General features: G+C 69.7%; 12 protein-coding genes. 8 read left to right on the forward strand and 4 right to left on the reverse strand.

Features of this window, described 5'->3' with window-relative positions; all coding sequences use genetic code 11:
- The 3 genes from ACODTB_RS20040 (at position 1) to ACODTB_RS20050 (ending at position 2172) form a co-directional block, all read left to right on the forward strand.
- Positions 1-780: an enoyl-CoA hydratase/isomerase family protein gene (locus ACODTB_RS20040; protein ID WP_291119741.1), complete on the forward strand. Its 780-nt coding sequence runs from the start codon at positions 1-3 to the stop codon at positions 778-780.
- Positions 781-879: 99 nt separating this feature from the next.
- Positions 880-1587 (forward strand): IclR family transcriptional regulator, encoded by a 708-nt coding sequence (locus ACODTB_RS20045; protein WP_291119738.1) that lies wholly within the window; start codon positions 880-882, stop codon positions 1585-1587.
- Positions 1588-1716: 129 nt separating this feature from the next.
- On the forward strand, positions 1717-2172 hold the full coding sequence (locus ACODTB_RS20050) for a hypothetical protein (protein WP_291119735.1): 456 nt from the start codon (positions 1717-1719) through the stop codon (positions 2170-2172).
- Between the two features lie 6 nt (positions 2173-2178).
- Here the strand turns inward: ACODTB_RS20050 and ACODTB_RS20055 are convergent, their stop codons facing one another.
- The gene (locus ACODTB_RS20055; protein ID WP_291119728.1) at positions 2179-3153 is read right to left on the reverse strand and encodes a Bug family tripartite tricarboxylate transporter substrate binding protein; all 975 of its coding nucleotides are present in this window, start codon (positions 3151-3153) and stop codon (positions 2179-2181) included.
- A 213-nt stretch (positions 3154-3366) separates the two neighbouring features.
- On the opposite strand from ACODTB_RS20055, the gene ACODTB_RS20060 reads away from it, so the two are divergent.
- Complete coding sequence (locus ACODTB_RS20060) at positions 3367-4446, forward strand: porin (RefSeq protein WP_291119725.1); 1080 nt, start codon at positions 3367-3369, stop codon at positions 4444-4446.
- Between the two features lie 7 nt (positions 4447-4453).
- Complete coding sequence (locus tag ACODTB_RS20065; protein WP_291119721.1) at positions 4454-5413, forward strand: fumarylacetoacetate hydrolase family protein; 960 nt, start codon at positions 4454-4456, stop codon at positions 5411-5413.
- Between the two features lie 10 nt (positions 5414-5423).
- Here the strand turns inward: ACODTB_RS20065 and ACODTB_RS20070 are convergent, their stop codons facing one another.
- Positions 5424-6368: a LysR family transcriptional regulator gene (locus tag ACODTB_RS20070; RefSeq protein ID WP_291119718.1), complete on the reverse strand. Its 945-nt coding sequence runs from the start codon at positions 6366-6368 to the stop codon at positions 5424-5426.
- Between the two features lie 132 nt (positions 6369-6500).
- On the opposite strand from ACODTB_RS20070, the gene ACODTB_RS20075 reads away from it, so the two are divergent.
- From ACODTB_RS20075 to ACODTB_RS20085, 3 genes are read left to right on the forward strand one after another with little or no spacing between them, the layout of a single operon-like run.
- Positions 6501-7535: a CDP-6-deoxy-delta-3,4-glucoseen reductase gene (locus ACODTB_RS20075; protein ID WP_291119716.1), complete on the forward strand. Its 1035-nt coding sequence runs from the start codon at positions 6501-6503 to the stop codon at positions 7533-7535.
- A 26-nt stretch (positions 7536-7561) separates the two neighbouring features.
- The gene (locus ACODTB_RS20080) at positions 7562-8071 is read left to right on the forward strand and encodes a VOC family protein (protein WP_291119714.1); all 510 of its coding nucleotides are present in this window, start codon (positions 7562-7564) and stop codon (positions 8069-8071) included.
- Complete coding sequence (locus ACODTB_RS20085) at positions 8068-9696, forward strand: CocE/NonD family hydrolase (RefSeq protein ID WP_291119711.1); 1629 nt, start codon at positions 8068-8070, stop codon at positions 9694-9696. The genes ACODTB_RS20080 and ACODTB_RS20085 overlap by 4 nt, the downstream gene beginning before the upstream one ends.
- Before the next feature lies 1 nt (position 9697).
- Here the strand turns inward: ACODTB_RS20085 and ACODTB_RS20090 are convergent, their stop codons facing one another.
- On the reverse strand, positions 9698-11320 hold the full coding sequence (locus tag ACODTB_RS20090; RefSeq protein ID WP_291119708.1) for an FAD-dependent monooxygenase: 1623 nt from the start codon (positions 11318-11320) through the stop codon (positions 9698-9700).
- Between the two features lie 16 nt (positions 11321-11336).
- On the reverse strand, positions 11337-12332 hold the full coding sequence (locus tag ACODTB_RS20095; RefSeq protein WP_291119705.1) for a tripartite tricarboxylate transporter substrate binding protein: 996 nt from the start codon (positions 12330-12332) through the stop codon (positions 11337-11339).
- Positions 12333-12359 lie beyond the last annotated feature (27 nt).

The following is a 12359-nucleotide window of genomic DNA, read 5'->3' on the forward strand; positions in this document are numbered from 1 at the left end:
ATGGTGACCTCCACAGAAGACCTGGGCATCGAACGCGACGGCGCGGTGGCCGTGATCGAAATGCGGCGCCCTCCGCACAACTTTTTCGACCTCGACCTCATCACCCGCATGGCCGACGCCTTCGAAGCCTTCGATGCCGACCCCGAGGTGCGCGCCGTGGTGCTGCGGGCGCAAGGCAAGTCCTTCAGTGCTGGCGCCAACCTGGGTGGCCAGAGCGCTCCCGGCGCGGCACCGGTGCATCCGTCGCGCCACACCTACCGCGAGGCGCTGCGCATTTTCAGGACCGGCAAACCCATCGTCGCGGCCGTGCACGGCGCGGCGATCGGCGGCGGGCTCGGCCTGGCGCTGGTGGCGGATTTCCGCATCGCCTGCGTGGAGACGCGCCTCAGCGCCAACTTCACGCGGCTGGGCTTTCACCCGGGCTTCGGCCTGACGGCCACCTTGCCCTGGCTGATCGGCCGGCAGAACGCCGCGCTGATGTTCTATACCAGCCGCACGCTGAACGGCCCGGCTGCGCTCGGCATGGGGCTGGTCGACCAGATCGTGCCTCAGGCCGAGGTGCACGAGGCCGCGATGAAGCTGGCGCAGGAGCTGGCCGGCGTGGGGCCGCTGGCCTTGCGTGCCACGCGCGCCACCCACCGCAGAGACCTGATCCAGGCCGTGGAGCTGGCGCTGGAGCGCGAGATGACCGAGCAGGCCTGGCTTGGCAAGACCGCCGACTTCCAGGAAGGCCTGGCCGCCGTGCGCGATCGAAGGGAACCGCGCTTCACCGGGCACTGAAGGGCGGGCCGGCGCGCTGCGCCCGCCCCCCCTAGAATGGCTCCCGCCGAGACATCCTGGCGGACGGCCGCCGTGCGCCAACTACACCCACCTACCAACATGACTGAGAACAAGGACGGCGTGGCCGCCGTGGAGCGGGCTCTGACGATCATGAATGCGTTTCGCATCGAGGATCAGGCCCTGACCCTGCACGAGCTGGCCGCCCGGACCGGCTTCTACAAGAGCACCATCCTTCGCCTGCTCGCGTCCCTGATCCGGTTCGGTTGTGTGCAGCAACTGCCCGATGCCAGCTACAAGCTGGGCTACGCGGTGATGAAGTGGGGGAGCGTCTATCGCCAGTCCTTGCGCATGGAAGACCACGTCGCGCCGGTGCTCAACCGCCTGGTCGACCTCACGGGCGAGGGGGCTTCCTATTTCCGGCGCGAGGGCGACGTGCGCCTGTGCCTGTTCCGGGTCGATCCGCGCCACTCGGTGCGCGACCACATCTACGCCGGGCAGGTGTTGCCGCTCGGCCAGGGCGCGGCGGGGCGCGCGCTGGTGGAGTTCGACGGTCCGCCCGCCAGCTGGCCTGCCACCCGCGTGATCTTCACCGTGGGCGAGCGCGAGCCCGACATCGCGGCGCTGGCCGCGCCCGTGTTCGGGCCGGGTGACCAGGTCGTGGGCTCGGTCGCCATCTCCGGCCCGTCCCACCGCTTCGCCGAGGCGGTGCTGCCCTCGCACACGGCGGCGGTGCGCGAGGCCGCCATCAAGCTGACGCAGCACGCCGGCGGCGATGCCGACTGGCTGCTGGGCGTGCGCAAGGTGTGACGGGCCTGTGGCGGGCCCGCAATGACGAATTCACGTTTTTGAGGGCTTTCTGCGCGCCCCGATCCCGCCGGCCCGTCCGGCGGGAGAAGGTTCTGCAGAATCGAGGCAGTTGAACTCCGTTTCCGGCCCATGCCCGTCATTCCGTTTCCGTTGACCCACTCGCGGCACAGCACCGCCCCCACCGCCGACCCCGTGGTGGCCCGCCTGGCCATCGACGAGCTGGAGGCCCTGACCCAGATCGACTTCTATGCCTGCACCGGCATCCATGCGGAGAACGGCACCTTGCTCATCGAGCCCGATGACGAAGCCCGCCTGGTGCAGTACCTGGAGTTCCACGGCCTGCGCCTGCCGCGCGCCGTCGATGCCCGGCAGGTGCTGGAGCTGTGCAACGACCTGCGCTGGTCGTACGGCGAGGCTGTGCGCTGCGCGGCGCGCAGCGACGCCGACATCGCCGTGCGGTTCCCGCGCCTGAACGCCGGGAAGCTCGACTACGTGCGCGCGGTGGCCGGCCAGGAACGCGAGGCGGCGAGGGACTGCGCGAGAAAACTCTTCGTCAGCCGGGGTGGCGAGGTGTTCCTGTACTGAGGCAGGTCATTCGCTGGCCTTGATCTTCAGCGTCTTGATGACGTGACCCCAATGGTCTTGCTGCTGCTTCATCTCCTGCGCGAAAGCCTCGGGCGGTAGCGGCCGGGGCTCGGCACCGATGGCGCGCAGCTGCTGCACCACCTCCGGCAGGGCCAGCACCTTCTGCAGCGCCGCCGCCGTCCTGTTCACCACCTCTTTGGAGGTCTGCGCCGGCGCGAACAGGCCCCACCAGCCGCGCATCTCCATTTCCGCAAAGCCCGCCTCGCGCGCGGTGGGCACGTCGGGCAGCAGGGGGTTGCGCTCCGCGCCGGTGGTGATCAGCGGGCGCAGCTTGCCGGCCTTGATCAGCGCCAGGTAGGACGAGGTGTCGGCGATCGACATGTCGATGTGGCGCGCCAGCGTGTCCTGCATCACCTGGGCACCGCCCTTGTACGGCACGCGCGTCATCTGGAGCTGCCGCGTGTGCACCAGCTGTTCGCCAGCGATCTGCACCATCAGGATGGCCGTGCCGTACGACACCTGGCCCGGCCGCTCCTTCACGTAGGCCACGAACTCGCCCAGCGTCCTGGCCGGCACGGCGGGGTGCACCACCACCACGGCGGTGCTCTCGCTGATCTTGCCGATGGGGCTGAAGTCCTTCACCGGGTCGTAGCTGATGTTGCTGTAGGCGAAGGGGTTCATCACCATGGTCGACATGTGCGCCATCAGCAAGGTGTTGCCGTCGGCCGGCGCCTTGGCCGCCTGGCTGGCGCCGATCATCATGTCGCCGCCCGGGCGGTTCTCCACCACGATGGGGTGGCCCAGCAGATCGCGCAAGGGCGTGGCGAGGATGCGCGCGATGTTGTCGCCGCCCGAGCCCGGCGGCAGCGGCACCAGCAGCCGGATGGGGCGGCCCGCGTCCTGCGCGAACGCCAGGCCAGTGCTGGTGGTGAGTGAGGTCGCGGCCATCGCCGCGACAAGGCTTCTTCTGCTCAGGCGCATGGGTCTGTCTCCTGTGTTTGTGTTGGGCTGTCCGCATGCTAGGCCGGCTGCTCGCGCGCTTCAAACGAAGATTGGTGATGCGGCCCATCCGTTTTGAAAATGTCCGGCCGACATTTCGCAAACGCATGCGCCGCATCACGAGCTTTCATTGGTTTTCCGGAAGTCGAATACCTAGCATCCCGCTGCCCGTATTCAACAACCAGGAGACCTCTTTTGAACATCCCGAAAAGCGGCATCGCCGTCGCAGCGGCACTGGCCCTCACCGCCCTGCAGGCCACGGCACAGAGCAACACCGGCCCCACGCTGTACGGCACCGTCGATGGCGGCTTCTACGCCCGGCAGCTCGCGGGCGAGACCCGCGTCTCGCGCATGGACGGCGGCATGATGACCACCTCGCGCTGGGGCATCCGCGGCTCGGAAGACCTGGGCGGCGGGCTCACCGCGCTGTTCGACCTCGGTGGCCATTTCCGCCTGGACACCGGCGAGGTCGGCCGCCACCCGGGCGACAACGCCGCCGGCCGCTTCTTCTCGCGCTACAGCTTCGTCGGTGTGCGCGGCGCCTTCGGGCAGTTCCGCGCGGGCCGCATTCCCACCGGCAGCTTCGTCAACACGCTGAGCTTCACGCCCTTTGGCGACTCCACCACGCTGGGCCCGTTCATGCTGCACACCTTCGTCGGCTCGCAGCCCATGCTGGCCTCGCACGGCATCAGCGACGGCAGCTGGAACAACTCCCTGGTCTACAACACGCCCACGCTGGGCAACTTCTCGGGCTCGCTGCAGGTCGCACCGGGCGAAGCCGCGCCCGAAGGGCGCCGCTTCGATGGCACGGCGAACTACCGCTCGGGCCCCTTCGCGGCGGCGCTGAGCGTCAGCAGGATCCGGGCGGCGGCCTACAACGTGCCACGGTCGCGCACCGACCCGGCGGGCGCGCCCTACGTGATCGAAGCCGAGTCGAGCACGCTCGGCAGCGTGTCCTACGACTTCCAGGTGGTCAAGCTGTTCGGCCAGTGGGCCAAGGCCACGCTGCGCCCGCGCGGCCAGGCCGAGATCGACCTGGACACGGTCGGTGTGCACGCGGCCGTGCCTTTCGGCGCGGGGCGTTTCATCGCCTCGTGGGCGCGCACCGAACGTACGCAGGCCGGCACCGCCGAGCGCGATCGCACCACGCTGGCCGCGGGCTACCTGCACAGCTTGTCCAAGCGCACCGATGTGTATGCCGTGGTGATGAACGACCGGGCCACCGGCCTGCGTTCCGGCACCGGTTACGCCCTCGGCATGCGCCACCACTTCTGAGATCCCCATGAAACTCGTGACCATCGATTCGGTGCGCGGCGGCGAGCCCGGCGCCCTGTTGCCTTCGGGCGAGGTGCTGGCGCTGCGGCGCGCGGCCCAGGCCGACAGCCTGGAGGCCTGGCTGCCCGAGAGCCTGCGCGAGCTGCTGGCCGGCGGGCCTGCGGCGCTGGGCCTGGTGCGCGGCCTGGTGGACCGCGTGCAGGCCGACACCGGCCTGCAGGACCGCCTGCGCCAGCGCGGGGCGCTGATGCCACCGGGCACCCGCCTGCTCGCGCCCGTGCCCAACCCCGGCCTGGTGGTGGCCGCGGGCCTGGCCTACAAGTTGCACCTGGCCGAAATGGCCGGCACGCCCGCGCCCCGGCAGCCCACCGGCTTTCTCAAGGTGGCGGCCTCCGTCGTCGGACCGGAACACGCGGTGGCGCTGCCCGCCGACGCGCCCGCGCACGTGGACTACGAGGGCGAGCTCGCGGTCGTGTTCGGCCGGCGCTGCCACCGCGTGAGCGCGGAGCAGGCGATGGCCTGCGTCGCTGGCTACACCGTGGCCAACGACATCTCCGCGCGCGACTGGGTGCGCGACGTCTGGGGCGCGACGCAGCCCTGGGAGGCGCGCCAGACCTGGGAGGTCAACATCATGGGCAAGCAGTTCGAAGGCTTCACGCCGCTCGGGCCGGTGCTGCTCACGGCGGACGAAGTGCCCGACGTGGGGCGGCTGCACATCACCACCCACCTCAACAGCGCGCTCATGCAGTCCTCGCCCGTGAGTGACCTGATCTTCAGCCTGCCCGAAACCATCGCGCACTTCTCGCGCTGGTACTGCTTCAACGCCGGCGACGTGCTGCTGACGGGCACGCCGGCCGGTGTGGGGGCCGGGCGCACGCCGCCGGTGTTCATGAAGGCGGGCGACGTGATCGAGGTCGCCATCTCCGGCATCGGCACGCTGCGCAACACCCTGGTGGCGGCGCGCTAGCGAAGGTGCTTCAGCCGGTTTCGCCGGGCGAGGCCGCCGCCTGCGTGTCGTGCAGCGTGGCCAGCGTGAGTTCGCGCAGCCAGATGTTGCCGCCATCGGCGTGCGCGCGGTCGTGCCATTGCTGGCGCACCGAAAACGGCGGCACCTCGAACGGCAGTTGCGCCGAGCGCAGGTTGTCGCGCGAGGCCATCATGGCCTGGCCGAGCCGGCACGGCACCGTGAGCACCAGGCGCGATTCGCTCAGCAAGGCCGACAGGCCCAGGGAGTGCGCGGCCGTCAGCACCACCTTGCGCCGCGCCAGCAGGTCGGCCGCCATCAGCGTGGACTGCAGGGCCGCGTCGCTGGCGCCGCTGGGCCGGTAGGCCAGGTGCTCGGCGCCGAAGTACTCGTCCAAGCTCATGCGCTCGGCGCGGATGTGGTGGTCCGCGTGCATGAGCGCGAAGAAGGTCTCGTCGAACAGGTGCTGCGCATGGAAGCCCGCGCCCATGGGCGCCCAGCTGCCGATCGCGAGGTCCACACCGCCGTCCGCCATCCGGTGGCGCGTTTCCTCCGGCGAGGTGCCGATGATCTCGAACTGCACATGCGGCGCCTGCGCGCGCGCCGCCGACATCAGGCGCGGCAGCACCACCAGCTGGCCCACGTCGTTCATGGCGATGCGGAACAGGCGGTCGCTGGTGGCGGGGTCGAAACGCCGCACCTGGTCCAGCGCCTGGTTGAACTTGGCGAGGCCTTCCTCGACCAGGCCGATGAGCTGCTTGGCCATGGGCGTGGGCACCATGCCCTTGGGCGTGCGCACGAACAGCGGGTCGTCGAAGCGCTCGCGCAGGCGCTTGAGCGCGTTGCTCACGGCCGACTGCGTCATGCAGACCTTTTCACCGGCGACGGTCACGCTGCCGGTGACGTAGATGGCCTGAAAGACAAGGAACAGGTTCAGGTCGACGGTGTTGATGTTCATGGGTGGGGGCAGTGTAGGCAGGCTGGCGCTCGCGTCCATTGGGGAAAGCCACGAAGGTCATTTCGCAGCGACATGGCGCCCATCACGACTATTTGTTGGACGGCCTCGCGGTGCGCTGCCAAAGTCTCGCGCATGAGCTTCACCATCACGTTGCACCCGGCCGCCCAATCCTTTGCCTGTGGTCCCGGCACCGACATCCTGCGCGCCGGCCTGGCCAGTGGTGTGGCCATGCGCTACAGCTGCCGCTCGGGCGTGTGCCGCACCTGCCGGGGCCGCCTCGTGTCGGGACAGGTGGATTTCGGCGACGTGCACCCGCACTACCTGTCCGACGAAGAAAAGGCGCAGGGCCATGTGCACCTGTGCTGCGCGCGCCCGCTGACGGACTGCAGCTTCGAGGTCGAACCCTTCGACCCCCACCTGGTGCCGGCGCGCACGCTGCCGGTGCGGGTGCTGCGCATGGAGCGGCTCGCGCCCGACGTGATGCGCCTGCTGCTGGGCACGCCACCGAACGAGCCCCTGAACTGGCGCGCTGGCCAGTACCTCGAGATCGTGCTCGGCGACGGGCTGCGGCGCTGCTATTCCATGGCCGGCGCACCGCGCGCCGGTGGCCGGCGGCAGATCGAGCTGCACATCCGCCACATGCCCGGCGGCCGCTTCACCGACCACGTGTTCAGTCAGCTGCGCGAACGCGACCTGCTGCGCGTGGAGGCGCCCCAGGGCAGCTTCTTCCTCGATGCGGACAGCGACAAACCGGTGGTCATGCTCGCCTCGGGCACCGGCTTCGCGCCCATCCAGGCGATGGTGGAAGACAGCCTGGCCCAGGGCCTGCGCCGGCCCATCGACGTGTACTGGGGCGGCCGCCGGCGGATCGACCTCTACCTCGATGCGCAGGCGCGCCAATGGGCCGCCGAGCACCCCCACATCCGCTACGTGCCGGTGCTCAGCGAAGCGGGCGACGACCCCGCCTGGACCGGTCGCACCGGCTTCGTCCACCGCGCCGTGCTGCAGGACCACCCCGACCTGTCGGAGCACCAGGTGTATGCCTGCGGCGCACCGCCCATGGTGGACGCGGCCCGCCGCGACTTCGGCGAGGCCGGCCTGCCGGCCAACCAGTTCTTTGCCGACGCCTTCGTCTCCGAGGCCGACCGCCGGCCGGCCCCGCACTGACCTTCAACCGAGAGAGACCCATCGCCATGATCGCTGGATTCGTCCCCGACAACTGCCGCGTCGAACCGCCCGCGCGCCACTCCGTGCTCAAGCCTTTGTGCCTGAGCCATGGCACGCTGGAGTGCTTCAACCTCACGGCCTCGCGCCGCTTCTATGAAGAGTTCCTGGGGCTCGAATGCGCGCGCCACGCCAAGCCCGCGATGTCGATCCGCCTGGGCATGCGCTTCCATGTGGTGTGCGTGGAGGTGGGCGACCAGATCCACCCCTGCAACGTGCTCAACCACTGGGGACTGGATGTCGCCTCGCGCGACGAGGTGGACCACGCGCACGCGCTGGCGCTGCGGTTCAAGGACACCTACGGCATCCGCCAGGTGCTCCCCATCCAGGACATGCACGGCGTGTACTCGTTCTACTTCGAAGACCTCGACCACAACTGGTGGGAGATCCAGTACTACGAGAATGGCTTCGTGCACGACGACTACTTCGACTTCGGCGACCGCTTCGACATGACCCCCTCTGAGGAAACCCGCGCATGACCACCGTGAACGTCACCCCGTTCGAGATCCAGTTCCGCACCCGCGACGGCCTGCTGCTGCGCGCCGACGTGTACCTGCCGCCCGGTGGGCAGGGCGCGTTCCCCACGCTGCTGGCCGCCTCGCCCTACCAGAAGTCCCTGCGCCGCCTGCCCGCCATGGGCGTGTTCCCGTTCATCGAGTACGGCCCCATCCAGCTGTACCTGGACCACGGATACGCCTACGTCATCCTGGACCTGCCGGGCTCGGGCGTGTCCGAGGGCCTCTGGGACCCGTGGTCCAGGGCCGAAGGCGAGGCCACGCACGACGCGATCGAATACATCGCCACCCAGCCCTGGTCGAGCGGGCGCATCGGCATGATCGGCCAGTCCTACTACGCCATGAGCCAGTGGAACGCCGCGCGCACGCGCCCGCCGCACCTCACCACCATCGTGCCGTACGACGGCTCGTGCGACCCCTACCGCGATTTCATGTACCACGGGGGTGTGCCCATCCAGGGTTTCCTGGGCTCCTGGCTGATCGGCTCGGTGCTGCTGCAGCACACCGCCGAAGGCCACGACGTGCGCGGTGGCGCGCGCCACGAGGTGCTGCCCGACGTGCTGTCGCACACGCTGGACGACGAGTGGCACCGCCGCCGCGCCGCCTTCTGGGAACTCGGGAACATCGACATCCCGGTGTTCTCCATCGGCGTCTGGGGCAAGGCCTCGCTGCACCTGCGCGGCAACGTCAACGGCTTTGCCGGCGTGCGCGGCCCGCGCCGCCTGCTCATCACCGAGCCCGACACTTTCCACAAGGCCCAGCACTATTTCGCCGAAGAGGCCCTGCACCGCGAGGAACTGCTGCCCTGGTACGACCACCACCTCAAGGGCGTGGACAACGGTGTCATGGACCAGGCGGCGGTGCGTTACTTCGTCAATGGGCGGGGGCACTATGCCAGCACCGACGCCTGGCCACCGGCCGATGCGGCACCGCGCGCCTTCTACCTCTGCGGCGCGCGCAGCGGCGTGGTGAATTCGCTCAACGACGGCTCGCTCACCGACACCGCGCCCGCCGAGGCAGCGGCTTGCACCCCGTGGACCTATCCCGATGCGCAGTGGGTGGCCGGTGTGACCACCTTCATCAACGGCGTGCCCGACCACGTGGCCCGGGTCAACACCTTCACCACGGCGCCGTTCGAGAAAGACACCGAGTTCACCGGCCAGGGCACCCTGGTGCTGCACGCCTCGTCCGACCAGACCGACTTCGACGTGTTCGTCAAACTCAGCCTGCTGCCCGCACCGGGCCGCCCCGGGCCCGCGCGCAAGATGAGCCAGGGCTGGCTGCGCGCCTCGCACCGGCGCGAGGACCCGGCGCTGACGCAGGAGCTGCGCCCCTTCCACACCCACAACCGGGTCGAGCCCGTGGCGCCTGGGCAGGTGGTGGAGCTGCGCATCGAACTCATGCCCATGGGCTTCGTCGCGCAGCCCGGCGAGCGCCTGCGGCTGGAGATCACGAACAACGACTCCACGATGATCGACCAGCCGATGACGCACTGGTATGGGCAGAAGGTCGGCACCGACACCTATCACCACGACCGGCTGCACCCGTCTCGGCTGCTGCTGCCGCAACGCGCAGCCAGCAGCCCCTGATTCAGCCGCCGCGCGCCATCGCCAGCACCGCGCGCGCCTGCGCTGCATCCACCTCCGCCGGTGTGTCCGAGGTCCAGGCGACGAAGCTGTCGGGCCGCACCAGCACCAGGCGGGCCTCGTAGCGTGCGGCCTCGCCGGTCCGGGTGTCTTCCACCACGTTCAGCGGCAGCTTCAGGGCGGCCGCGGCATCGCGGAACGCCTGCGCCTCAGCGGCGCTGGCCCCCAGCGCGATCAGGGTGTAGCCCGGCCCGAAGGCCTCGTACACGTTGCGGCCGGAGGACAGCACCGCCGGCGCGATGTGGTGGCCGGCCCGCGCAACGAACTGGTGCGAACCCACCGAGCTCGGCCCTTGCCCGCTGCCGTTGGGCTGCACCACGGGCGAGCCTTCGTAGTTCGGCTCGAAGGCGTGCACCTCGCCCACCGCGCCTTTCGCGCGCGCCTGCCAGGCGGCGTCGAAACGCGCCTGGTCGACGGCCGGGTCGTGCGTCTCCAGGAACTCGCGGTCGGTGTCGATCGACTTGGCGATGAAGTCGCGGATCGTGGAGCCGAAGACGGGGCGGCGCTCCGCGTCGTAGGAGTCGAGCAGGTCCACGCCGCCCCAGCCCTGCAGCGTGGACGCCAGCTTCCAGCCCAGGTTGCGCGCGTCCTCCAGGCCGGAGTTCACGCCATACCCCCCGTAAGGCGGGTGGCTGTGGGCGGCGTCGCCCGCGATGAAGACGCGGCCCTGGCGGTAGGTGTCGGCCAGCATGAAGCGCAGGTCCCAGAAACCGATGTGCTCGAACTCGACCTCGAACGGCGCGCCCACGGCTTCGTGCAGGTAGGCCGCGAAGTCGAAGTTGTCCCTGGTGGTGCCCGGCGGCACCGGCGCGTGGAAGAACCAGGTGCTGCCCAGGTCCACGCGGCCGAAGAATTTCCAGTAGCCCTTCAGGCCCGGCTGCAGCACGTTGTAGTAGGACTTGCCTGGGTAGCGCTTGAGCAGCTCGTGCAGCCCTTCGGACTTGAACACCAGCAGCACCATCATGCGGTCGTGGTCGGTGCGGGTCTGGGTCATGCCGGCCTTGTCGCGGATCACCGAGCGCGCGCCGTCGCAGCCCACGGCATAGGCCGCGCGCAGCTGCCGGCGGCCGGCGCCACCGCGCTCCACCACGCTCACCGTCACGCCGTCGGCGTCCTGCTGCACGTCCTCGGCCTCCCAGCCGTACAGGGTGTGCACGCTGGGCAGCTCGGCCACGCGGCGGCGCAGCACGGCCTCCGTGGCGTACTGCGGCAGGCGCTCGTTGCCGGTGAAGTAGTAGGGCTTGACCAGGTCGCGCTGCAGCCAGTCGTAGTGCGGCCCCAGCAGCGTGCCATAAGCCGTCAGGCCGCCGATGCCGTACTCCGGCGGAATGGTGCGCGCGGCGCGCAGTTCCTTTTCGGCGCCCCAGGCGTGGAAGTGCTCCATGGTGCGCTGCGTCAGGTTCTGCCCCTTGGGGATCGGCTGTGGCTGCGGGTAGCGCTCCACCACCACGCAGCGCACGCCGCGCTGTCCCAGCTCGATCGCCAGGCCCATGCCCACCGGGCCGCCACCGACGATGACCACCTCGGTGTCGAACGTGCCGTCGGCCTTGTTGCTGTGTTGGCTCATGTGTCGCTCTTCTCTCTTACTCGGCGGTGATGCCCTGGGCCTTGATCAGGCTGGCCCAGCGCTGGGCGTCGGTGGCCATCAGCTGCTGGAACGCTTCCGGGGTGGAATGGGCGGGTGTCATGCCCTGGGTCTCGAACGCGGTCGCGATCGCGGGCTGCGCCAGGATGTCGCGCAGCTCCTTGTTCAGCTGGTCGATCAGCGCGCGCGGCGTGGCCGCGGGCGCCAGCACGCCGTACCACATGTCCACATTCAGGTTGCCGATGTTCAGGCTGCTGAGGGGTGGCACGTCGGGCAGCAGCGGGTTCGCCTGGCTCGAGCTGATGGCCAGCGCCTTGAGCTTGCCTGCCTTGATGTGCTGCAGCGCCACGTGGATCGGCAGGAACATCAGTTCGATCTGCCCGCCCAGCAGATCGGTCACGGCCGGCGCCGTGCCCCGGTAGCCGATGTGCGTGATGGAAATCTTGGCGCGGTTCTTCAGCAGCTCCATCGCCAGGTGATGCGGCGTGCCGGCACCGGGCGAGCCGTAGTTGAGCGCACCGGGCCGGGCGCGGGCGCGCTCCAGCAGGCCCTTGAGCGAATCGATCCTGGTGTTGGGGTGGGTCACCAGCAGCAGCTGGCCCCAGCTCGTGAGCGAGACGGCCGCGAGGTCCTTGACCGGGTTGAAGCCCGCGTTCGGGTACAGCGCGGCGTTCATCACCAGCGTGTTGACGCTCACCAGCAGCGTGCTGCCGTCCGGCGCGGCGCGCACGACCTCCTGGGTGCCGATGTTGCCGGAGGCGCCGGCCTTGTTCTCGACGAAGAAGGGCCGCTTCAGGCGCTCGGCCAGTTGCGGCGCGATCTGGCGCGCGATCAGGTCGATGCCAGTGCCCGGGGTGAACGGCACCACGAGCCGGACCGGCCGGCTGGCGGCGTCCTGGGCCATCACGAAAGGCGCGGCCACCGTGGCCAGGCCACCCAGCACGAGGCTTCGGCGCAGCGGGGAGGGGGGAAGAAAGGCGGATGGGGTGTTCATGGTGCTGTCTCCATTGATGAAGGACAA

The sequence above is a fragment of the Hydrogenophaga sp. FG152 genome, assembly GCF_057809615.1.

Excerpts from the sequence above, each read along its gene's own strand:
- ACODTB_RS20040 (WP_291119741.1), top strand. The coding sequence starts at position 1 with ATGGTGACCTCCACAGAAGACCTGGGCATCGAACGCGACGGCGCGGTG.
- ACODTB_RS20045 (WP_291119738.1), top strand. The coding sequence starts at position 880 with ATGACTGAGAACAAGGACGGCGTGGCCGCCGTGGAGCGGGCTCTGACG.
- ACODTB_RS20050 (WP_291119735.1), top strand. The coding sequence starts at position 1,717 with ATGCCCGTCATTCCGTTTCCGTTGACCCACTCGCGGCACAGCACCGCC.
- ACODTB_RS20055 (WP_291119728.1), bottom strand. The coding sequence starts at position 3,153 with ATGCGCCTGAGCAGAAGAAGCCTTGTCGCGGCGATGGCCGCGACCTCA.
- ACODTB_RS20065 (WP_291119721.1), top strand. The coding sequence starts at position 4,454 with ATGAAACTCGTGACCATCGATTCGGTGCGCGGCGGCGAGCCCGGCGCC.
- ACODTB_RS20070 (WP_291119718.1), bottom strand. The coding sequence starts at position 6,368 with ATGAACATCAACACCGTCGACCTGAACCTGTTCCTTGTCTTTCAGGCC.
- ACODTB_RS20075 (WP_291119716.1), top strand. The coding sequence starts at position 6,501 with ATGAGCTTCACCATCACGTTGCACCCGGCCGCCCAATCCTTTGCCTGT.
- ACODTB_RS20080 (WP_291119714.1), top strand. The coding sequence starts at position 7,562 with ATGATCGCTGGATTCGTCCCCGACAACTGCCGCGTCGAACCGCCCGCG.
- ACODTB_RS20085 (WP_291119711.1), top strand. The coding sequence starts at position 8,068 with ATGACCACCGTGAACGTCACCCCGTTCGAGATCCAGTTCCGCACCCGC.
- ACODTB_RS20090 (WP_291119708.1), bottom strand. The coding sequence starts at position 11,320 with ATGAGCCAACACAGCAACAAGGCCGACGGCACGTTCGACACCGAGGTG.
- ACODTB_RS20095 (WP_291119705.1), bottom strand. The coding sequence starts at position 12,332 with ATGAACACCCCATCCGCCTTTCTTCCCCCCTCCCCGCTGCGCCGAAGC.